The 20886-nt window shown below is 68.0% G+C and carries 16 protein-coding genes and 1 pseudogene; 10 read left to right on the forward strand and 7 right to left on the reverse strand.

Annotation, left to right across the window (positions count from 1 at the left end):
* Positions 1 to 34: 34 nt before the first annotated feature.
* Together AC6LJ5_RS20820 and AC6LJ5_RS20825 are read right to left on the reverse strand one after the other, a co-directional pair.
* Positions 35 to 1558, reverse strand: coding sequence for an acyl-CoA-binding protein (locus AC6LJ5_RS20820; RefSeq protein ID WP_103275975.1), 1524 nt, complete (start codon positions 1556 to 1558; stop codon positions 35 to 37).
* Positions 1548 to 2804 carry an MASE1 domain-containing protein gene (locus AC6LJ5_RS20825; RefSeq protein WP_498141482.1) on the reverse strand — a complete coding sequence of 419 codons (1257 nt, stop codon included), beginning with the start codon at positions 2802 to 2804 and terminating at the stop codon, positions 1548 to 1550. Before AC6LJ5_RS20825 ends, AC6LJ5_RS20820 begins: the two co-directional genes overlap by 11 nt.
* 303 nt (positions 2805 to 3107) lie before the next feature.
* On the opposite strand from AC6LJ5_RS20825, the gene AC6LJ5_RS20830 reads away from it, so the two are divergent.
* On the forward strand, positions 3108 to 3794 hold the full coding sequence (locus tag AC6LJ5_RS20830; protein ID WP_369869804.1) for a peptidoglycan DD-metalloendopeptidase family protein: 687 nt from the start codon (positions 3108 to 3110) through the stop codon (positions 3792 to 3794).
* A gap of 50 nt (positions 3795 to 3844) precedes the next feature.
* Here AC6LJ5_RS20830 and AC6LJ5_RS20835 read toward each other — a convergent pair whose 3' ends face one another.
* Complete coding sequence (locus tag AC6LJ5_RS20835; protein ID WP_103275972.1) at positions 3845 to 4744, reverse strand: LysR substrate-binding domain-containing protein; 900 nt, start codon at positions 4742 to 4744, stop codon at positions 3845 to 3847.
* Positions 4745 to 4837: 93 nt separating this feature from the next.
* Here AC6LJ5_RS20835 and AC6LJ5_RS20840 point away from each other — a divergent pair, with 93 nt between their 5' ends.
* Genes AC6LJ5_RS20840 through AC6LJ5_RS20850 form a run of 3 tightly spaced genes read left to right on the forward strand, consistent with a single transcriptional unit; the run spans position 4838 to position 8584 of the window.
* Positions 4838 to 6496, forward strand: coding sequence for an FAD-dependent monooxygenase (locus AC6LJ5_RS20840; RefSeq protein ID WP_498141483.1), 1659 nt, complete (start codon positions 4838 to 4840; stop codon positions 6494 to 6496).
* A 29-nt stretch (positions 6497 to 6525) separates the two neighbouring features.
* Positions 6526 to 7848 carry an MFS transporter gene (locus AC6LJ5_RS20845; protein ID WP_498141484.1) on the forward strand — a complete coding sequence of 441 codons (1323 nt, stop codon included), beginning with the start codon at positions 6526 to 6528 and terminating at the stop codon, positions 7846 to 7848.
* A 34-nt stretch (positions 7849 to 7882) separates the two neighbouring features.
* Positions 7883 to 8584 carry an SDR family NAD(P)-dependent oxidoreductase gene (locus AC6LJ5_RS20850; RefSeq protein WP_498141485.1) on the forward strand — a complete coding sequence of 234 codons (702 nt, stop codon included), beginning with the start codon at positions 7883 to 7885 and terminating at the stop codon, positions 8582 to 8584.
* A 3-nt stretch (positions 8585 to 8587) separates the two neighbouring features.
* Here the strand turns inward: AC6LJ5_RS20850 and AC6LJ5_RS20855 are convergent, their stop codons facing one another.
* The 3 genes from AC6LJ5_RS20855 to AC6LJ5_RS20865 all read right to left on the reverse strand — a co-directional run bounded on the left by AC6LJ5_RS20855 (position 8588) and on the right by AC6LJ5_RS20865 (position 10887).
* Positions 8588 to 9343: an amino acid ABC transporter ATP-binding protein gene (locus AC6LJ5_RS20855; protein WP_103275968.1), complete on the reverse strand. Its 756-nt coding sequence runs from the start codon at positions 9341 to 9343 to the stop codon at positions 8588 to 8590.
* Positions 9340 to 9999, reverse strand: coding sequence for an amino acid ABC transporter permease (locus tag AC6LJ5_RS20860; protein WP_103276637.1), 660 nt, complete (start codon positions 9997 to 9999; stop codon positions 9340 to 9342). The genes AC6LJ5_RS20855 and AC6LJ5_RS20860 overlap by 4 nt, the downstream gene beginning before the upstream one ends.
* Before the next feature lie 105 nt (positions 10000 to 10104).
* Positions 10105 to 10887, reverse strand: a complete 783-nt coding sequence (locus AC6LJ5_RS20865) for an amino acid ABC transporter substrate-binding protein (protein ID WP_103275967.1) — start codon at positions 10885 to 10887, stop codon at positions 10105 to 10107.
* 228 nt (positions 10888 to 11115) lie between these two features.
* Between AC6LJ5_RS20865 and AC6LJ5_RS20870 the strand changes: the two genes are divergently transcribed.
* The 5 genes from AC6LJ5_RS20870 (at position 11116) to trhA (ending at position 20079) form a co-directional block, all read left to right on the forward strand.
* On the forward strand, positions 11116 to 12156 hold the full coding sequence (locus AC6LJ5_RS20870) for a P1 family peptidase (protein ID WP_498141486.1): 1041 nt from the start codon (positions 11116 to 11118) through the stop codon (positions 12154 to 12156).
* Between the two features lie 83 nt (positions 12157 to 12239).
* Entirely contained in the window at positions 12240 to 12446 is a 207-nt protein-coding gene (locus AC6LJ5_RS20875) for a hypothetical protein (protein WP_498141487.1), read from the forward strand.
* Between the two features lie 27 nt (positions 12447 to 12473).
* Positions 12474 to 13091 (forward strand): Vps62-related protein, encoded by a 618-nt coding sequence (locus tag AC6LJ5_RS20880; RefSeq protein WP_498141488.1) that lies wholly within the window; start codon positions 12474 to 12476, stop codon positions 13089 to 13091.
* 11 nt (positions 13092 to 13102) lie between these two features.
* Positions 13103 to 19360 (forward strand): FG-GAP-like repeat-containing protein, encoded by a 6258-nt coding sequence (locus tag AC6LJ5_RS20885; RefSeq protein WP_498141489.1) that lies wholly within the window; start codon positions 13103 to 13105, stop codon positions 19358 to 19360.
* An 86-nt stretch (positions 19361 to 19446) separates the two neighbouring features.
* Positions 19447 to 20079, forward strand: coding sequence for a PAQR family membrane homeostasis protein TrhA (gene trhA, locus AC6LJ5_RS20890; RefSeq protein ID WP_103275965.1), 633 nt, complete (start codon positions 19447 to 19449; stop codon positions 20077 to 20079).
* A 54-nt stretch (positions 20080 to 20133) separates the two neighbouring features.
* Here trhA and AC6LJ5_RS20895 read toward each other — a convergent pair whose 3' ends face one another.
* Complete coding sequence (locus AC6LJ5_RS20895; RefSeq protein WP_103275964.1) at positions 20134 to 20607, reverse strand: Lrp/AsnC family transcriptional regulator; 474 nt, start codon at positions 20605 to 20607, stop codon at positions 20134 to 20136.
* Positions 20608 to 20747: 140 nt separating this feature from the next.
* Between AC6LJ5_RS20895 and AC6LJ5_RS20900 the strand changes: the two are divergent.
* Positions 20748 to 20886 (forward strand): annotated as a pseudogene (locus AC6LJ5_RS20900) (kynureninase); the annotation flags it as partial.

The raw sequence follows: 20886 nt of genomic DNA on the forward strand, positions 1-20886 counted from the left end.
GGCCGTGTTGCCGTCGTATATGGGCGAGCCGGCGTCAGGCGTCCGCGTCCAGCCGCCGCACCAGGGCGATATAGCGCCGCCGCGCCTGGTCGGCGGGCAGGCCCGCCAGCAGCCGCCAGGCGGCGTGGCGCACCTGGGCGCGGGCATCAGCGTCCGTGGGCGCTTCGGGCGGGGCGTCGCCTCGCCGGACCTGCCATTCATACGCCTGCAGCCGGATTTGCACGGCGGCCGATGGCGGCTGTTGCAGCGTGCGCAGTTCGATCATGGCGGCCTCGAAGGCGTCGGCCAGTTCCTCGGCCGGGATCGCCAGCGTCTGCGGATCCATGGCGTCGGCCTCCGGCTCCACGCCGCTGGCGGCCGCCAGCCTGCGCCATAGCGCGTCCGCGCGCGGCGGATCGTCCGCCACGGAATTGACGCGGGTGATGACATTGGCGCGCAGCCGCAGCGTATGGGTCGCGCCGCTTTCCTGCAGGCCGGGACCGTCCTGGACCTGGAAGCGCAGCGGCATGGCGAAAGCGCGGCCGCGCGGCTCCGGCGCGCCGACCTCGAGAATGCGCAGCGTGTTGCGCGAATAGTCCATCAGCCGGGAGAACAGATCGATCAGCGCGCTCTTGCCCCGATAGACGCCGCTGAGCGGGCTGTCGCCTTCCTCGGTCCAGACCACGTTCTCGGCGAATAGCGGGAACAGGGTTTCGAACTCGCCCGCCCGCAGCGATTCGCGATAGGTCGACAGCAGGCGCTGCGCGTCCTCGCCTTCCAGCGATTGCAGCCGGCTCGGCTGGGAAGCTTCGGCGACGCGGTCCATGAAGCGCAGCACCTCCGCCGCGACGCGGTCGCGGTCATTGTCCACGCAGATCATGTGATAGCTGTTGTCCAGCAGGACCAGGCGGCTGTCCGCGATGCCGTCGCGCAGGAAATGCGCCGACCGCGCCGAGGTCAGCTCGTCCTCGTGCGCGTGCATGATCAGCGTCGGACAGGCGATGGCGTCCAGGCCGCGCATGACCCAGCCGCGCAGCCGGTCGACCTCCCGGACGCAGGACAGGGGCACCCAGCGGTAATGGAAGTTCTCGCCGCGCTCGAACTTGGCCTTGACGATGGAGCGGACCAGCTCGTTCTTCAGGCCATAGGGTTCTTCCTCTTCGACCCGCATGCCGTCGGCCAGCCCGGGAATGCGGTAGACCAGGTGGCGCAGGCCGCGGTACCAGGGCGTGCTCCAGCCGTCGATGAACACGGGGGCGGCCAGCGACACCAGCCTGCCCTTGCGGTGGTTTTCTCGCTTGCACAGTTCCACCGCCAGCAGCCCGCCCAGGCACATGCCCATGACGTGCAGCGTGTCGTGGCGACCGGCCACTTCGCGGTATTTCGCCGTGACGGCGTCCAGCCAGGATTCCGCGCGCACGCCGATCAGGTCTTCCGGCGCGGCGCCGTGGCCGGGCAGCGTCAGGGCATGGGTCTCCACGCCGGCGCGCCTGAGGATCTTGTGCATGGCCCCCAGGTCGTACTGCGTGCCGCCCAGCCCGTGGATGAGCAGGACTCCGGTGTCGGTGTCAGCGGACATCGCCTGTTCCCGGCTCCATCTCGCCGAGCCGCCACATGCCGGCCACCACGGCGACGCTGCCATCGAAATCGGCCAGCGGCGATCCCTTGTCGCTGATCAGCCGCCAGCCGCCCGCGCCATGCGCCAGCCGGAACAGCAGCGGCGTCATGTCCTGCGTGCCGGCGCGGCGCGCGGCCCAGTGCAGGGACAGGCGCGATCGGTCGTCCGGATGGGCGCGCGCCAGCAGCGCGTCCAGGTCGCGCATCGCATCGGCCGGCGCGCCCAGCGCCGCCTGCACGTCGCCGGCCAGCTCCAGCGAGCCGTCTTGCGGGTTGTAGCGGTACATCAGCTGATGGCTGCCGGCCAGCGCCAGCTCGAAGCGGCCACGCCATTGCTCGGCGCGCTCCAGCGACTGGGCGCGGGCGCTGCGCAGCGTGTTGACCAGCAGGATCAGCAGCGCGGTGATCGCCAGGTAGGCCTGGGTGGCCAGCAAGGCCTGCCAGGGATTGTCGGGGGCGACGAAAGGGCCTTCTCCCTGGCCGCTCTGGTAAAGCACCATGAACGCCAGCGTGACCACGGCCAGCGAACCGCCCAGCGGGCCCCAGACCAGGGCGACCAGCACCGCGAACACCAGTGGCAGATAGGTCAGCTCGAAGGTGACGACATAGGGCAGGTTGCGGATCATGTCGCCGTCGAAGGTCATGAAGGTGGCGCCGATCAGCAGCGCGTAGGCGACGGCGCCCAGCGCCAGGTCGCGCGCGCGGGGCCCGCCGGAACGGCGCGGCCGGAAATGCGCCAGGCCCAGGAGCGCCGGCGTCATGATGAGCACGCCGGCCAGGTAGGACGAGACCCAGTTGCGCAGCCGCAGCAGCGCGTGCGCCTCGTGCGCCAGCCAGAGCCAGCCGCCGCCCAGCAGCGCCGCGACGAAGCTCACGTCGCCCTCGCGCGGCGTCAGGCGCTGCACGGTCCAGGCCGCCAGCAGCGAGGACAGCGCCGCCGTGATGGCGAACACCAGCGCCGTCGCGGCCTGTCCGCGCCAGAGAAAGCTCAGGATCAGCTGGGCGCAGAACAGGCCCGCCATCAGCATCGGCCAGTGGCGGCGGGCCGTCAGCAGGTAGGCGCCCACCGCCACGCCCGAGGGCAGCCAGACGAAGCTGGCATGGCTGACCGGGTCGTTGAACAGATGCGAGAACGCGGCGCACAGCAGGTAGGGGATGGCCCAGAGCAGGCAGAGCGGCTGGCGTGGTCGGGTGTCGGGCTGGCCCATGGCTATCCTTGCGAGCGGTCGTGTCTTATTGGTCTGTTACGGCGAGATTGCGTCATCTTGCCATTTTGCGCGTTATACACGGCCTTGGGGGATGCGCGCAGCCGGCGGGCCGCGCCGGCCTCCCAAAATCTTGGTACGCTAAGGCCTGCCTGCATCCAGGGGCGCGCCCCGCGCGGGGCGCGCCTCCGGTTCCCCATCCGCCTTCGCCGCCCGTCTTCAGTGCCTTCGCCGACCGCTCTGCATCCTGCCTTTTCAGCGCCCGCTTCTGATCGGGCCAGTCCTCATCCGCGCCTGATTTCCTGGATACGCGTCGCCTGCGTGGCGGCGCTGCTGGCCGTGCTGGCGGCCTGCGGCACGACCAAGGTGCAGCCGGGTTACTACCGGGTGCAGTCGGGCGATACGCTGACGCAGATCGCGCGCAAGCAGGGCGTCAGCGTCGGCGACCTGGTGCGCTGGAACAAGCTGTCGAATTCCAACGCGATCGAAGTCGGCCAGACCTTGCGGGTCGAGGCGCCGGCCGGCCAGCAGGCTTCGTCCCAGCCCAGCCGGGCGCGCGCCAAGCCCTCAGGCGGCGGGCGCCAGGCCACGGCGCAGCCGCCGCGCCGGCGCACCGCGCCGCCGGGCGCGATCTCGCTGGTGTGGCCGGCCCAGGGCAAGGTGACGCGCGGCTACGACGGCTCGGGCTCGAATGGCATCGTGATCTCCAATGCCTCGGGCACCTCGGTGGTGGCCGCGGCCGCCGGCACCGTGGCCTATTCGGGCAGCGGCCTGCGCGGCTACGGGCACCTGGTGATCGTCAAGCACAACGCCAGCTTCCTCAGCATCTACGCGCACAACAGCAAGCTGCTGGTCAAGGAAGGGCAGCGCGTGACCCAGGGCCAGAAGATCGCCGAAATGGGCAATAGCGACAGCAAGCAGGTCGGCCTGTATTTCGAGCTGCGCTACGACGGCCAGGCGGTGGATCCGGCCGGATCGCTGCCGTCGCGCTGAACGCGCGCGGCCTGGACCTCTGTCGACGGTTGCCCGGGCGCCAGTGGGCGCTACCGCTTCCTGATGTGCCCGGCGGCGCGCCGCAGCAGCGTGCAGTAGTGTTCGGCCGCCGGCGTCAGCGGCAGTCCTGTGCGCTGCACGATGCAAACGGGCGGCGCGGGCAGCTTCTCCCGGACCTTGATTTCCTGGAACGTGTCCCGCAGCAGCGGGTAGCGCAGCCATTGGACCGGCAGCATCATCAGCAGGTCCGAACTGGGCAGCGCCGTCAGGAAGGTCAGCGCGGATTGCGCCCGCATCGCCAGCTTCGGCGCGGGCAGGCCATGCTTCTCGAACAGCGGGCCCAGTTCTTCCTCGGCCTTGTGGGTGATGGACGTGGTGATCCAGTGGGCGTCTGCCAGTTCGCGCAGCGATTTCGCCTGCGCCAGCGGATGGCCCTTGCGGCCCAGGATGACGCGGGTATTGTCGAACAGCTTCTCGACCCGCAGCTCGCCCGGCACGCGCGCGGGCGCCGGGCCGACGTAGAAATCCATGGAACCGTCCAGCAGCGCGCCCTCGACCAGCGGATAGACGCCGTCGACGATTTCCAGGTGGATGTCGGGAAAGCGCGCGCGGAACGCCGGCAGCACGTCGGGGAACAGCTCCAGGTGCGGGGCGGTGGACATGCCCAGCGTGACGCGGCCGTTGACGGCGCCGCGCAATTGGCCCGCCTCGTCGCGGGCGCGCTGGATCTCATGGTGGATGGCGGTGGCGCGGCGCAGGAAGGCCTGTCCGACCGGCGTGAGCTGCACGCCCTTGGCGTGGCGCTCGAACAGCGCCGCGCCCAGTTCCTTTTCCAGTTCCGCGATGCTGCGGGAAATCGCCGGCTGCGCCAGCCCCAGGTGGCGGGCCGCCGCCCGCACGCCGCCGCGTTCGGCGACGGCCAGGAAATCGCGCAGCGCGTTCAGCTTCATGGTCAGGGTGATACGAATTTGATATCGGCCTGGAAATTTTGCCATCTTTTTGTATCGAAGGGGGCTATCTAAGATACGCCGCAGTCCCGCAACATGGCGGGCGACCAGGGAGACGGCAAGGTGGAACAGCAAGCATCGCCACGGGTTCTGATCGTGGGCGCGGGACCGGCCGGTCTGAGCCTGGCGATCGAGTTGGGGCAGCGCGGCATCGCCTGCCTGGTGATCGAGCGCAACGACCGGGTGGGATACGCGCCGCGCGCCAAGACCACCAATGTGCGTACGCGCGAGCACTTGCGGCGCTGGGGCATCGCGGACCGCTTGCGGGCCGCCTCGCCGTTGGGCGTGGACTACCCGTCCAATGTGGTGTTCTGCACGCGCCTGGCCGGCGTCGAGCTGGCCAGGCACGAGAACGCCATGTACTGCGCGCCCGGACGCAATCCGCTGTATTCGGAGCATGCGCAATGGATTCCGCAATACACGGTCGAGGGCGTGCTGCGCGATCACGCGCAGTCGTTGCCGGGCGTCCAGATCCGCTACTGCTGCGAACTGCTGGACCTGAGCCAGGACGCGGACGGCGTGCGGGCCAGGCTGCGCGATCTGTCGGGCGGCGCGGAATCGTCGGTCCGTGCCGACTACCTGGTTGGCGCCGACGGCGCGCGCAGCCGGGTGCGTGACCTGATCGGCACCCGCATGCTGGGTGAGTACGGCCTGTCGCGCAACCGCAATATCGTGTTCAGCGCGCCTGGCCTGGACCGCGCTCACCGGCACGGGCCGGCCATCATGTACTGGCAGGTGAATCGCGACGCTCCCAGCCTGATCGGCCCCATGGACCGGGGCGACACCTGGTTCTTCATGCCCACGCACGTCGATGCGGCGCGGCAGGCGGGTGTGGCCGATGAGCGGGCGTTGATCGCGCGGGCGACGGGCATAGACCTGCCCTATCAGGTGCTGAGCAGCGACGAATGGGTCGCCAGCAAGCTGTTGGGAGACCGCTACCGCAAGGGGCGGGTCTTCCTGGCGGGCGACGCCTGTCACCTGCACCCGCCCTTCGGCGGCTATGGCATGAACATGGGCATCGCCGACAGCGTCGACCTGGGCTGGAAACTGGCCGCCGTGCTGCAGGGCTGGGCCGGGCCGGGGGTGCTCGACAGCTACGAGGCCGAGCGTCGTCCGGTGCATCAGTGGGTGATGGACGAGGCCGAGCGCAACCACGCGGTCCTGGGCAACCAGTTGCTGGCCGACGGCATCGAGGATGACGGCGAACGCGGGCAACGGATCCGGCGCGAGGTCGGCGGCCGCATCCAGGCCGCCAAGATGCGCGAGTTCGCGACCCTGGGCGTGGTGCTGGGCTACCAGTACGAGGATTCCCCCGTGATCGCGGCGGAGTCCGGCCCGCGTCCGGCCAGGGACTTCATCAACTACGTGCCGACCTCCAGGCCGGGAGCGCTGGCCCCGCATGCCTGGCTGCACGACGGCAGCTCCCTGTACGACCATTTCGGCCAGGGCTACACGCTGCTGGCGGCTTCGGCGTCGCTGGACGATATCGCGGCGGCCAGGGCCGATGCCCGGCGCGCCGGCGTCCCGCTGACCGTGATCCAGCCCGCCGAGGGCGCGATCGCCAGCCTGTATCCGGCCCGCCTGACCCTGATCCGCCCCGACCAGCACGTGGCCTGGCGCGGCGACGCCTGGCCGGGCGAGGGCGTGCTGGCCCGAGCGTGCGCCCTATCACTTCACCCACAACGAGGCGCATAGCCCGACGCAGGAAGCACGAGGAGACAACCATGCTGCGAAACGAAGACATAGCGGGGGCGACGCAGGCGGTCGCCCTGTTCAGGAACCGGGTGCTGCCGCTGCTGTTCGCGGGCTACCTGCTCAATTTCCTCGACCGTACCAACATCAGCTATGCCCAGCTGCAGATGGGCGCCGACCTGGACATTTCGCTGGCCGCCTACGGCCTGGGCGCGGGCCTGTTTTTCTTCGGCTACGCCAGCGTCTGCGTGCCGGCCAACCTCGCGCTGCAGCGCTTCGGCGTCCGGCGCTGGCTGGCTTTCATGTTCCTGGCCTGGGGGCTGGTGTCCTGCCTGATGGCGGCGCTGCAGGGCGTGAAGTCGTTCTACGTGTTGCGATTCCTGCTCGGGGTCGCCGAGGGCGGCTTCATCCCCGCCGTGAACTTCTACCTGGCATCGTGGATTCCGCCGCGTTTTCGCAGTCGGATCAACGCGGTGTTCATCATGGCGCTGCCGCTGGCCATGATATTCGGCGGCCCGCTGGCGGGCGTCCTGCTGAAGATCGATCTGGGCATGCAGGGCTGGCGCTGGTTGTTCCTGCTGGAGGGCCTGCCGACCGTGTTGCTGGGCTTGCTGATCCTGCGCTTGCTGCCGGCCACGCCCGAGGAAGCCCATTGGCTGAGCGACGCGCAGCGGCGCGGCCTGCGCGCCGTGATGGAGGCCGAGGCCGCGCCGCGCCAGCCGGCCGGGAGCCTGCCCTGGACCCACGGCTTCGCCGTGTTCCGCCAGCCCTTGCTGTGGGGCCTCTTGCTGATCCTCCTGAGCGCCTATGCGGCCACCTTCGCGCTGGCGTACTTCCTGCCGACCATCCTGAAGAACCTGTACGGCATCACGCCGCTGGAAATCGGCGCGCTGCTGATGATCCCGAACGTGGTGGCGCTGGCCTTCAGCTATGTGGTCGGACGCAGCAGCGAACGCAGCGGCGACATCCGCTGGCACCTGGCCGTGGTCTGCCTGATCGGCAGCGGCGGCTTCCTGCTGCTGCCCGTCGCGGCGACCGTGTCGCTGGCGCTGTTCCTGGCCGCGGTGTCCATCATCACCGGCTACACCATCGCCTACTACGGGCCGCTGAACACGGCGCTGCAGAACCGCATCGGCGCCCATGCCGGGCCGCTGGCGCTGGTCACGACCATCGGCTCGCTGGGCGGCTTCTTCGGCCCGACCCTGACCGGCTGGGTCATGCAGGCGACCGGCGGGCAGTGGACGCTGGCAGCGCGGATATTCGCGCTGACGACGCTGGCCAGCGCCGCGCTGGCGATCGTCTGCGTGCGCAATCTCGGCGGCGCGCGTCGGGCGGCCGCGCCATCGCGCGCCTGAACACGCGCTTCGGAACAGACAAGGAGACAGGACCATGAGCAAGGATCAAACCCGGATCGCCGTCGTCACCGGCGGCGCCAGCGGCATCGGCGAGGAGTGCGCGCGCCAGTTGCGCGACCAGGGCTGGCGCGTCGTCGTGTGGGACCGCCACGCGGCTGACGGCGAGCCGACGGTGGACGTGGCCGACTACGCCTCGGTGGCGGCCGCCGCGTCCCGGCTCGACGGCGTCGACCTGCTGATCAACGCCGCCGGCATCGCCGGCAGCCGCGATCCGGTCGCGCGCAAGGATCCCGCCGAATGGGCCCAGGTGATGGCGGTCAACCTGAACGGCACGTTCCACTGCGCGCATGCGCTGTATGAAGCGCTGCGCGCGCGCCACGGCGTGGTGGTCAATATCGCGTCGGTGGCGGGCATGGTGATGATGAAGGGCCGCGCCCACTACGCTGTGTCGAAGGCGGGCGTGGCGACCTTGACGCGCTCGCTCGCCAATGAATGGGCCGAGGATGGCATCCGCGTGATCGCCGTGGCGCCGGGCTACGTCAAGACGCCGATGATCCAGCGGTCGATCGAGGCGGGCGAACTGGACGAGCGCAAGCTGGCGGCCATGCATCCGCTGAATCGCCTGGCCACGACCCAGGAGATCGCCGCGGCCATGATCGCGCTGGCCCGGCCGCCGTTCCTGTTCATGACCGGCGCGGTCGTCACCATCGATGGCGGCATGACGCTGGGCAAGTAGGCCTCAGCCGCCCGCTTCCTGCGTCAGGGTGGAGATGAAGGCGGCCGTGCGCGGGTCGCGCGGCTGCGTGAACACGGTCTTGGACGAGCCGGATTCGATCACCGCGCCGTCCAGCAGGAACACCACTTCGCGCGACACGCTGGCGGCCAGGCGCAGGTCGTGCGTGGCCATCAGCATGGTCATGCCTTCTGCGGCCAGCTGGCGCAGCACCTCGACCACCTCGGCGGCCAGGCCTGGGTCCAGCGCCGAGGTCGGCTCGTCGCACAGCAGCACGCGCGGCGCCGGCGCCAGCGCGCGGGCGATGGCCACGCGCTGCTGCTGGCCACCGGACAGGTTGGCCGGCCAGGCGTCGGCCTTGTCCTGCATGCCGACCTTGCGCAGCAGCTCCTCGGCGCGCGCGCGGGCGCGGTCGGCGGACCATTTCTGCACCGTGACCAGCCCTTCCATGACGTTGCCGATCACGGTCTGGTGCGGGAACAGCTGGAAGTTCTGGAACACCATGCCGGTCTGCTTGCGCACGCGCAGCACCTGCTCGCGGCCCAGTTTCTGGCCGGGCTGGAAATGCACGGTCTCGGGGCCGATGGACAGCGTGCCCCGGTCGGGCGTCTCCAGCAGGTTCACGCAGCGCAGCAGCGTGCTCTTGCCGCTGCCCGACGGGCCGATCAGCGCGGTCACGCTGCCTTCGGCGATGGCGACATCCACTTTCTTGAGGACGGGATTGCCGCCGAAGGCTTTCTCGATCTTTTCCAGGCGGATCATCGATTCTTCTCGGAAAACACGGCATGCTGGCCGAAGCGCCGCTCCAGGCGGACCTGCAGGGCCGACAGGACGGAACTGAACGCCAGGTAGATCAGCGCCGCCTCGGTGTAGAGGATCAGCGGTTCATAGGTGACGGCGGCGATGCGCTGGGCGGCCTGGAAGATCTCGGGCACCGTCAGCACCGCGGCCAGCGAGGTGTCCTTCACCAGCGAGATGAAGGAGTTCGACAGCGGCGGCACCGCCACGCGCGCGGCCTGCGGCAGGATGGTGCGGCGCAGGGCCTGCGCGCGCGTCATGCTCAATGAGTACGCGGCTTCCCACTGGCCCTTGGTGATCGATTCGATGGCCGCGCGGATCACCTCGGAGTTGTAGGCGCCCACGTTCAGCGTGAAGCCGATCAGCGCGGCGGGCAGCGGATCCAGCACGATGCCGGCGCTGGGCAGGCCGTAGAAGATCACGAACAGCTGCACCAGCAGCGGGGTGCCGCGCACCAGCCAGACATAGAAGCGCACCACGGCCACCAGCGGCGCCGGGCCGAACAGCCGGATCAGCGCCACCACGAAGGCCAGCGCCAGGCCCAGCGCGAACGAGGCCAGCGTCAGCGGCACCGTGAACACCAGGCCGGCGTGCAGCAGCGGCCAGAACGAGTCCGCCATCAGCTGCGCCCAGGCCGGCGCCGCCCAGCCATTGATCTGCGCCAGCAGCGCGTCGGGCAGGGCGGCCTGCAACCAGGTGGGTAGCGTCATGGGCGGACCCGCGGCTTACTGCGCCGACACGTCGGTGCCGAAGTACTTGACCGAGATGGTCTTGTAGGTGCCGTCGGCCTTGATGTCGGCCAGCGCCTTGTTGATGGCGGCGACAAGCTCGGGGTTGCCCTTGCGCAGCAGCACGCCCGAGCTGCTGAACTCGGCGGCCTTGTCGGTGGCGGCGATCTTGACCTTGGCGTTGGGCTTCTGCTTCTTGAAGTCCAGGTACGACAGGTTGTCGTTGACCGTGGCCTCGACGCGGCCCGAGGTCAGCAGGTCGATGGATTCGTTGAAGCCCTGCACGGCGACCAGATCGGCGCCGTGGCGCTGCGCCAGCTTGCCGAAGTTGCTGGTCAGCGTGTTGGCGGACTTGCGGCCCTTCAGGTCCTCGAAGGACTTGATGGTGGTATTGTCGTCACGCACGATCAGCACCGCGGCGGACGAGATGTAGGGATCCGAGAAATCGTATTTGGCTTTGCGCGCGTCGGTGATGCCGACCTGATTGATGACCGCGTCGTAGCGCTTGGCGTCCAGGCCGGCGATCAGGCCGTCCCACTTGCCTTCGACGAATTCGGCCTTCACGCCCAGGCGCTGCGCGATGGCGCGGCCGATGTCCACGTCGAAGCCGACCAGCTGGCCCGATGCCTCGTGAAAGGTGAAGGGGGCGTAGGTGCCCTCGGTGCCGAACTTGAGCACGCCGGCGGACTTGATCTGGTCCAGGCCCGATTGGGCGTGGGCGGCGGAGAGGGCGGCGACCTGGACCAGGCCGGCGACGAACAGCGTACGGAAGAGTTTCATTGGCGATGCTCCACGGGTATGGGGGCCTGGAGGAGCGACCTGTGGTTCAGGGCGCACTCCAGCGTAGCCGCACTCTAACAACGCGTCTATTTTTCCACAAAGCATAAGAAATAGTGAAAATATAACTTCTAGATATAACGAAAATCTCCGGAAACCCGGCTTTCCGGAGCCACGCAGGCAGCACCCCAAGGAGACGATGTGGAACAGCGATTGAACAGGAGGAAGTTCATGATGGCGGCGGCAGGCGCGGCCGCGCTGGCGGGCAGCGTGCCCGCGCAGGGCGGGGGAGGACTACGGCTGACGCCGGGCGGCGGGTCCATCACCCAGGTCCCGGGCCTGAAGGTCGGGCACTACACGGACACGCGGCGGCCGACTGGCTGCACGGTGATCATCGCCGAGGCCGGCGCCACGGCGGGCGTGGACGTGCGCGGCGCGGCGCCCGGCACGCGCGAGACCGACCTGCTCAATCCGTCCAACATGGTCGAGAAAGTGCACGCCGTGATGCTGGCCGGCGGCAGCGCGTTCGGCCTGGACGCGGCCGGCGGCGTGATGCGCTACCTGGAAGAACGCAAGATCGGTTTCGACGTGGGCGTGGCCCATGTGCCCATCGTGCCGGCGGCGATCCTGTTCGACCTCGGCGTGGGCGACGCCTCGGTGCGGCCGGACGCGGCGGCGGGCTACCAGGCCTGCAAGTCCGCGAGCGCCGGCCCTGTCCAGGAAGGCAACGTCGGCGCCGGCGCCACGGTGGGCAAGCTGTACGGTCCGCAGCGCGCCATGAAGGGCGGCATCGGCAGCGCGTCGCTGACGGTCGGCGGCGTGACGGTCGGCGCGCTGATCGCGGTCAACGCGGTCGGCGACGTGCTTGATCCTGCCAACGGCCGCATCCTGGCCGGCGCGCGCACGGCGGACGGGCGCGCCTTGCTGGACACGCGCGCGGCGATCCTGGCGGGCGACCTGCCCAAGTCCATGCGCGTCGGCGCGGCCACCACCATCGGCGTGGTGGCCACCGACGTCAAGCTGACCAAGGCCCAGGCGCAGAAGATGGCGCAGATGGCGCACGACGGGCTGGCTCGCACCATCAATCCCATCCACACCATGCTGGATGGCGACACGATCTTCGCGCTGGGCACGGGCGTGTCGGACAAGGCCGCCAACGTGATGCTGCTGGGCGTGCTGGCCGCCGAGGCCACGGCGCTGGCGGTGCAGCGCGCGATCCTGGCTGCGCGCGCGATCGAGGGTTATCCGGCGGCGGTGGATTTCATCGGGTAGGCCCTGCTGCGCGGGCATGCGCGTCCGTTCCGGGCAAGTCCGCGGACGGACGCGACGCGGCTGCATTCACGTGGTGAGAATCCGTGAATGTGCTGGAAATCCACAGTCCGATTTCGATGGCGGTGGATTTTGCGTTTCCGCAAACTTATTCACAAATTGCTCTGTATATTGAACAGGCAGTGTTCTTTCTCAGGCTCACTCTCCCGAGCTTGATTCTCCACCGTCCCGGCCAGATTTCCGGCCCTGGGCGCGCAAGCCAAGCACTACCGCAATACCGCTCGTTCATGTGAAAACTTTCATTTTCTCGAGAGGTGTGTATGGCTGATTCCTTCTTGAAATTCATGTCCTGCCAGCAATTCGATGAGGACAATCAAGTGACGGACAAAGGGTCGAAGGCGACGCTGGGTGCATCGTTCTGGGTACCCTCGCCGCAAGCCGGATGGTTCTATCTGGGCATGTACGCTACGCCGAACTACAACAACCCGCCTTCGCCTGCCGGTCCCATATGGGTCGTACAGTCCTCGGACACGTCAGGCACGGGCACTAATCCACCGCTGGCGCGGCCTGATGCGTTCGTGCAAACCTGGACGTGCGTGGACGGTGACCAATCGAGCAATCTAGGCATCTACAGCTTGCAGGCGCCACCCGGCTATGTCGGGCTGGGCAGCATTGCTGTTCCGGATTTCAAGACCCCGCCGGAACTGGAAGATTATCCAGAGCTGATGTGCGTTAGGCAGGATCTGTGCAAGCAGGTCACGGTAGAGAGCGGCAACGTGGTTTGGACTGACAAGGGTTCGAAGGCTCCGCTGGATGTGACGGTCTGGCTGCTGCCCGGAGCCCAAACATGCTATGCGGTGGCGAACCAGTCGGGCGGCTATCCGGAGTCCTATCAGGTCTGGGATCTCCAGGGCGCGCCCAACTTGACCCAGCGCTGAGGCGACCCGTCATGGCTACCATCCCTTCCGCGGCGGGCATCCGGCAAGGCAGGTTCGAGGTGGACGCCAATGGGCAGGCGACATACGTATTGCCCATAGACGTGCCACCCGGCATCGCGGGCGCCCATCCACGCCTTGGCCTGGCCTACGGGCATCATCAGGGCAATGGCGTGGTGGGCGTGGGATGGAGCCTGGCGGGGCTTTCGGCGATCACGCGCAGCAAGGCGACGTGGGATGTCGATGGCTTCAACGGCTGCATCGACTACGGACCGGACGACAGATATGTGCTCGATGGGCAACGGCTGATCGCGGTGGACGGCCCGTATGGACAGCCGGGAACGGTGTACTACGCCGAAGTCCATGACTGGTCCAAGGCCGTGGCCGGGCAGACCCCGCGGGATGGCTTCGTCGTCTATCTGAAGAACGGGTCCAAGCGCGAGTACGGCACCACGCCGGATAGCCTCATTCTGGCCGGGAACAGCCAGCACGTGCGCGTCTGGGCCCTCGCGGCGACCGAGGACCTGCATGGCAACCGGGTCGAATACCACTACACCAAGACGCCGGTGGCGGCGAGCCAGGATACCGGTGCGTTCTATCTGTCACGCATCGTCTACACCGTGCGCGCGAATCTGACCGCCAATCGCCATGTCGACTTCACGTATGGCCCGGAAGTCCGGCCCGATGTGCTGCGCACCTACCTGGGCGGTCATGCCGTCACTACGTCATACCGGTTGGATTCGATCAAGGTATCGCTGGCCGGCAACATACCGGTGCGCACTTACGCGCTGGCCTACCGCCTTGGCGCGGTGACTGGCTTGAGCTGCCTGGAATCCGTCACGGCCATCGGCGCGGACGGAAAGGCGCTGGAACTGGTCCGGGCCGCGTGGCAGGACGTTGACAAGCCAGGATTCAATGTCGAGCAACCCGCCAGTACGTTGCTGAACGGCCCCAGCGTATTGCAGACCATTCCGATGGACGTTGACGGCGATGGCATTACGGACATCGTTCAGATCAGCACGGACCGCAACGGCGTGTTGCAGGCCACGCCCTTCCTGGCAAGCGTGAAGGATGAACAGACGAAGTACGCGGCCGGCACGGCGTGCCTGCTCGGGGGGTATCGGAAGGACCAATACCAGATTTTCCCCGGAGACTTCAACGGCAACGGCATGACGGATCTGGTCGTTGCCTATCCGCAGCAGGGACAATTGGCCTTCGATCTGTTCCTGTCGACGGGAACGGGATTTGCGAAGCCGCAGACCACCGTTACATCGGACCCCTGGCAGCAGGGGTGGATCAATGTTTATGCCATCGACGCGAATGCCGACGGGCGCACCGATATGGTCGTGGCCTATCGCAACCGGTCGGGGCTGCTGGCTTTCGATACCTATCTGTCGACGCCACAGGGCGGCGGCGTGGCCTTGAGCGCGACCGCGCTCACGACGGTGACGCAGTCGCAGGCGCCCGCGAAACGCGACGCGTTGCTGGCGTTCGATGTCAACGGCGACGGCATGGTGGACATGGTGCTGCTGTGGAATGACCGCAACCAGGTACTGAATGCCACCTCCTTCGTCTCGCAGGGCGATCAAAGCGCCCCGAATGGCATCAAGCTGTTCTCCAAGGCGGTGTCCTCGAACCTGAACGTGTCGACGCTGCATCAGGTCGCGATCTTGCCAGCCGACGCCAATGGCGACGGGGTCGTGGACCTGGTCCAGGTCAGCCAGTCCTCGGCGGTGCTGAGCATCCAGTCGTTCCTGTCTGATGCGAACGGCGGTTTTGTGGCGCGGCCCGCCTCCACGTTTCCTGGGCAATCCGTATCGGCGTCCAGCCTGCTGCCGATGGGCGTGAATGGCGGCGCGCAGACTTGCCTGGTCAATTGCTGGCGGGATGTCGGCGGCGTATTGCACGCGACCGAATATGGCTCCATGCCCGACGGGCAATTCCGTCTGGTCGCCGAGATCAACACGGGGGGCGCCTTCGCCGCGCTCGCCAACCTGGTTGGAGACGCGAACGGAGATGGCAAGGCGGATCTGCTCTATACCTACCTGGACCGCCAGAACAGCGTGCAGGTGCAGCCCCTGACCTCCGACGGCAAGATTCCGGACCTGGTCAGGCAGATCAGCAATGCGCTGGGTGGCGTGATTTCCATCACGTATTCGACCCTGAGCAATCCCGCGGTCTATCGTCCCGGAGCGCCGGCCGCCTATCCCAATGCCAGCGCGCGGCGCTACGTCGCCCATCTATCGCCGGCACAGTTCCCGACGCAGGAGGTGATTGGCCGGGCCATATGCGTGGTCTCGGGATACACCCTGTCCAGCGACGCAAGGATGAACCGCTATGCCTACAAGCGCCGCTTCGCCATGCAATACGAGGACGCGCGCATCGGGCTGACCGGCCGGGGGTGGCAGGGGTTTGCCAAGGTGACCACCACGGACCTGGAAACCGGCTTGCTGCGGGTGCAGCGCTATTTGCAGGATTTTCCGTACCAGGGCCGCCTGGCCGGCGAAAGCGCCGAAGTCGATACGACCGGTTCCGACGGAAAGGTCACCGTGCGGCGCCTCGGCCGCACTGTCCACGTCTACCAGGCCGTGCAGCCGACGGCCACGGCCAAGGTCCAGGAAGTCCGGAAGATGGGGGCCTTGGCCTGGCACTACGAAGGGGGCGCGCAGGACTACGCGGTGGCCACCAGCCATCGCTACGACGCCTATGGCAATCCAACTGGCAGCGTCTGGCATGGCTACGTGAGCTGGATCGATCCGGATGCCGTCAACCCGGTCGGCGCGTTTCCCGCCGTGGCGCCGCTGGCCACGGATGAGGTCGTCCACACGCATCGCCAGTTCCAGAACGATACCGCTGGCCCGCGCGGCCGTTGGGCGCTGGGCTATCCCTTGTTCGAGAAACTCTCGGCCAATGCCGGCGACGGCGATCCGTCTGTGTTCCGGCCCGGAGACTACCGGCTCACGGCATGCACCTACGCGCCGGGGACCTGCTCGGTGCGCAGCATCAGCCGCTGGGACAACATCAATGACGTGTTCCTGAAGACGCAACTCGAGCACGATGCGCGCGGCAATCTCACGGCCCAGACGCGCCCGGGCGGCGCGACGACGCGGTTCGAATACGAGACGGTCTACCATACCTATCCCGCGAAGATCATCGCGCCGGCCAACGAACAGGGGGTCTCGCTGACGCTGGAATGCGGCTACGACCCGCGATTCGGCAGCAGGGTGGCGGAGCGCGATGCCAACGGCTTCACGCATATCGTGGCCCTGGATGGCTTTGGCCGCGCAGCCTGCCGCCAGGGGCCGGTGCCGGCGGGCTGCAAGCAGCGCGACGAGAACCGCGTGACGGCGCACGTCACCGGCACGCAGGCGTTCGGCCAGGCGGCCGTGCTGACGCTGGAGTCGCTGGATTACCTGAACGATGGCGAAGGCGGCTTGTACGCGCAGCGTGATGTCCTGCAGTCCTTTCCCGACGGCGGTCGGCTGGACACGGTGTGGCAGCGCCACTATGTCGACGGCCTGGGGCGCGTGGCGCTCGCCGCGACGCAAAGCGGCCGCGCGCAAGGCGATATCGCCGTATTGACCACCTATGCCGCTTGCGGCAAGCCTGCAAGCCGCAGCCTGCCGTTCTTCGCGGCGGACCTGATCAAGGCGGAGGCGCCGTGGCAAGTGACCTGGTCCTACGATGCGCAGGGCAGGCCGCTCAGGCAGGGCACGCCGGTCGGCAGGAATGGAGGCGAGTCCTCGGTCACGACCTGGGAATACCGCGCCGGCCAACGGGAGATCGTCACGGAAGCGGCTGGCACGCCACAGGCCTATGTGCGGGAAACGGCGGCGCATTTCTTTCACGGCGAGTTGCGCCAGGTGCGCGCCGACGGCGGCGCCGGAGGCAGGGAGCTGACCCGGTTCGTCTACGACGCGCTGGGCCGGATGCTGCGCGCCACCGATCCCGCGGGCGTGGTCAATACCATCGGCTATGACTCGTTGAGCCGCAAGACGCGCTACGACAACCCGGACCAGAACACGACGGGCCACGGCTACGCCCTGAGCTACCTGCATGATGCCGGCACGGGCATGCTGGCGTCGATCACCGACGCGGCGGGCGGCGTCGAACGCTACGCCTACGACGCGCTGGGACGCGTCACGCGTCGCGGCCTGTCCGACGGGCGCGAGATCCGGCAGACCTACGACGACGCCTCGGTCAATGGCAACGGCAAGCTGGCCACGGTGACGATCCTGGCGGCCGATGCGTCCACGGAGCTGTCGCGTCGCCACGCCTACGACTGCTATGGCAATACCTGCGGCGAAACCACGGAGATCGCCGGCGCGCCGGCGCCCTTCGTCATGGCCGCGACCTTCGATCCCTTGAAACGACGGGTGTGGCAGCGCTATCCGGACGGCAGCGCGCTGCAGCGGTATTACACCTATGGGGTGATGGAGTGGCAGAAGCTGGACGGCGCGCTGCTCTTCTATCCGTTGGAGCGGGCCTCGGCCACGGGCAATCCGGGCAAGGTGGACCTGAGCGAGCGGCTCAGCGTGGAATATAAGTACAGCCCGCTGGGCCTGCGCTACAGCGAACGGATCGTGGTGGATGACGACGCGCCCCGATTGTCATTTTCGATGGAATACGATCCGCTCGGGCAACTGCTGCGCGAAACCGAGAGCGTCATGCAGCGCAGCGAATCCTTCGCCTATGCCGACAGACGCCTGGTGGCGGCCGAAGTGCCGGGATTTCCCGGCGGCAATGGCCGTTATGCCTATGGCCCTGGCGGCGACCTGCTGTCCAAGGACGGCAGGCAGTATTCCGACTACAACGGTCATTTCGCGCGCTTGATCCGGGTGGGCGATGCGGTGGTCTGCCGCGCGACGCAGGATGCCTGCGGGCGCACCGCCAGCCTCGAGACCGAGGGCGGCACGCTCTCCTTCGGCTATGACGGGCTCGGACGCCTGGCGCGCGTGACGCGCAACAAAGAGTTGCTGCGGCGCATCTGGTCGGACGAACGCGGGCGGCGCGTGAAGGAAACGCGGGCCGACGGCAGCACGGTCTACTACGTGGGACAGACCTATCAGGAGCAGGTGGGCCGCGACGGCGAGGTCCGGGTCGTGAAGACCATGGTCGACCGGCTGGGACAGGCCGCCTGCCTGCTGACCCGGGGCGGGGTGGTTCAGCGCTACTACTTGCGACGTGATCGCAAGGGCAACATCACGCATCGCTTCGACCAGAACGGCGTGCTGCTGTCCAGCACGGCCTACGACGGCTTCGGCCTGCCCCTGCCGGCATCGGGCGAGCTGTTGCGCTACGAAGGCCGGATCTGGGACGCCGAGACGGGCCTGTACGACTTTGGCGCGCGCGGCTACGACCCCGCGGCCGGCAGGTTCCTGACGCCGGACACGCGGCTGGGATCGAGCCGTCCCGAACGCGCCGATGTCTGGAACCGCTACGCCTTCGAGCTGAATTGCCCGCTCAATCACATCGATCCGACCGGGCATTTCAGCTGGAGCCTGTTCGGGATGTACCTGGGCATGGCCGCCTTGACGGTGCTGGGCGTGGCCGCGTCGGCGGTCACGGCCGGGGCCTCCGATGCCGCCGTTGCCAGCCTGGACACGGCGGTCGAAGGCGATGCCGACATCGCAGGGGGACAGCTTGCCTCGGCGGCCGAGCGCCAGAGCGGCGCGTCCCTGGCCAAGACCGTCGCCACCAAGATGATGGTGGGCGCGACCGGAGGCGCCATCAGCGGCGCGGCGACCGGAGCGGGGACTTCCGGCCTGGACTACCTGGCGAAGGCGGGCGGCGCCTGGAACTGGTCGGATCTGTCGCGCGCCATGCAGACCGGCGCCACGTCAGGCGCCGTGTCGGGATGGCTCGACGGATTCGTGTCTCCGATCATTCCCGCCGCGACGGAGAACGGCATACTCAAGGTGCTGGCCGGCGCCGTCGTGAGCGCCGGGGCGGATGCCGCCGGGCTGGAGGCCGCGTCCTACGCGATGGATCATCAAGGCGCTTCGGGCGCGGAGCTGGGCCGGGAGATCTGGTCCGGGGCCGTCAAGGGCGTGGTGCATGAGAATGTCGACATGCTGATGGAGGATGACGAGGCGGAAGCGCCGCTTGGGGGCGCGCCGCGGCACTCCGTGGCCCACCCTGGCGCGGGTCGAGGCGAGGGCTCGGGTGCCGCGCTGCGGGCCGCCCGCATCGGCGCCGTGGCGGGCATGGGCGGGGTCGGAGTCGATGTGCTCATGATGGCGACGCAGGGGGGCGGGGATTCCTCTGGCTGAGCGGCGGCCGGCTCGTTGACTTCGCCTTGTCACATGCGGGCGGCAGGATGGTCGAGCGCCGGTAGCGCGCCGGCGGGAGGCCATGCATGTACAAGGGTGAACGATTCAACGGCGCGACCCACCTGGCCGGCCTGGGGCTGGCCGTGGCCGCTTCGGGCGCGCTGCTGTCGCGGGCCGCCACGGTCCAGGCCGACGCGGTGCAGCTGACCGCCTGCGCGGTGTTCGCGGCGTCGATGATCGCAGTGTATGCCTCGTCCGTGCTGTTCCATTGGACGCGCGGGCGGCGCAAGGCCTTCTGGGCCAAGGCCGATCATTGCGCCATCTATCTGCTGATCGCCGGCACCTACACGCCGCTGGCCTTCGTGCCCGAGCCCGACGGCATGTCCATGGCGGCCGGCGCGGGCATCTGGCTGCTGGCCCTGGCCGGCATCGCCCGCGAGCTGTGGTGGTCGTCGCGCGGCGCGTCGCCGGCGCTGCCGTTATACCTGGGCATGGGCTGGCTGGGCGTGGCCTTCGCCATCCCCATCGCCGGGTCGCTGTCGACGGCTGGCCTGGCCTGGCTGCTGGCCGGCGCGGCGGTCTATTCCGCGGGCACCGTGTTCTACGCCAACAGCAGGCGCTGGCCGCACGCGCACGGCATCTGGCATCTGTTCGTGATGGGCGGCACGGCCTGCCACTTCGTCACGGTGTTCGGCTTCCTGCGCCAGGGCATCGTCTGAGCCCGGGATGCCGCCGGGCGCGAGACCGGGCAGGGTGGTGAGCCGGGCAGTGCGCTAGCGCCAGCCCGCCAGCGGCAGCATGCCGCTGCGGTCCTTCACCTTGCGCATGACCAGGTGCGAGCAGATGTCGCGCACGCCGGCGATCTTGCTCAGCTTGTCTTCCACGAATTGCGAGAAGGCCGACAGGTTGCGCGCGCGCACCGTGAGGATGTAGTTGGACGCGCCGGTCACGATGCTGGCCTCGGTGATTTCGTCGTAGAGCGCGATGCCGGCCAGGAACTCCTCGTGCCAGCCGCTGCGCGACTGGTCCAGCGCGACGTGGACGATGGCTTCCAGCTCGAAGCCCAGTTTCTCGGCGTCCAGCACGGCGCGGTAGCGCTTGATCAGTCCGCCTTCCTCCAGCGCCCGGACGCGGCGCAGGCAGGCCGATGGCGACAGCGATACCTGCTCGGCCAGGTCCTGGTTGCTGATCTGGCTGTTCTCCTGGAGGCGGCTCAGGATGCGCCGGTCTATCGCGTCGATCTGCATCGTGCAATCTAATTCGAATATTTTATATAGAACGCAATTTACTGCGAAATACTAGGGTAAGCCACGCCTGGATTTGCAACTTTTCGGCGGAAGGGCGCTGCTAGTATGTACGCAGAATTTTCGTCTCCAGGAGTGTTTTCATGCATACCCGCGAAGCCTGCGTCGCCGCAGACCGCCTCGACCCGCTGGCATCCATCAAGAACCAGTTCGACCTGCCACCCGGCGTGATCTACCTGGATGGCAACTCGCTGGGCGTACTGCCCAGGACCCCCGCGGCGC

This window comes from Achromobacter sp. 1011791174 (assembly GCF_059760925.1).

Coding starts and splice junctions, on each gene's coding strand:
- AC6LJ5_RS20820 (WP_103275975.1), bottom strand. CDS start 1,558: ATGTCCGCTGACACCGACACCGGAGTCCTGCTCATCCACGGGCTGGGC.
- AC6LJ5_RS20825 (WP_498141482.1), bottom strand. CDS start 2,804: ATGGGCCAGCCCGACACCCGACCACGCCAGCCGCTCTGCCTGCTCTGG.
- AC6LJ5_RS20835 (WP_103275972.1), bottom strand. CDS start 4,744: ATGAAGCTGAACGCGCTGCGCGATTTCCTGGCCGTCGCCGAACGCGGC.
- AC6LJ5_RS20840 (WP_498141483.1), top strand. CDS start 4,838: ATGGCGGGCGACCAGGGAGACGGCAAGGTGGAACAGCAAGCATCGCCA.
- AC6LJ5_RS20845 (WP_498141484.1), top strand. CDS start 6,526: ATGCTGCGAAACGAAGACATAGCGGGGGCGACGCAGGCGGTCGCCCTG.
- AC6LJ5_RS20850 (WP_498141485.1), top strand. CDS start 7,883: ATGAGCAAGGATCAAACCCGGATCGCCGTCGTCACCGGCGGCGCCAGC.
- AC6LJ5_RS20855 (WP_103275968.1), bottom strand. CDS start 9,343: ATGATCCGCCTGGAAAAGATCGAGAAAGCCTTCGGCGGCAATCCCGTC.
- AC6LJ5_RS20860 (WP_103276637.1), bottom strand. CDS start 9,999: ATGGCGGACTCGTTCTGGCCGCTGCTGCACGCCGGCCTGGTGTTCACG.
- AC6LJ5_RS20865 (WP_103275967.1), bottom strand. CDS start 10,887: ATGAAACTCTTCCGTACGCTGTTCGTCGCCGGCCTGGTCCAGGTCGCC.
- AC6LJ5_RS20870 (WP_498141486.1), top strand. CDS start 11,116: ATGATGGCGGCGGCAGGCGCGGCCGCGCTGGCGGGCAGCGTGCCCGCG.
- AC6LJ5_RS20880 (WP_498141488.1), top strand. CDS start 12,474: ATGGCTGATTCCTTCTTGAAATTCATGTCCTGCCAGCAATTCGATGAG.
- AC6LJ5_RS20885 (WP_498141489.1), top strand. CDS start 13,103: ATGGCTACCATCCCTTCCGCGGCGGGCATCCGGCAAGGCAGGTTCGAG.
- trhA (WP_103275965.1), top strand. CDS start 19,447: ATGTACAAGGGTGAACGATTCAACGGCGCGACCCACCTGGCCGGCCTG.
- AC6LJ5_RS20895 (WP_103275964.1), bottom strand. CDS start 20,607: ATGCAGATCGACGCGATAGACCGGCGCATCCTGAGCCGCCTCCAGGAG.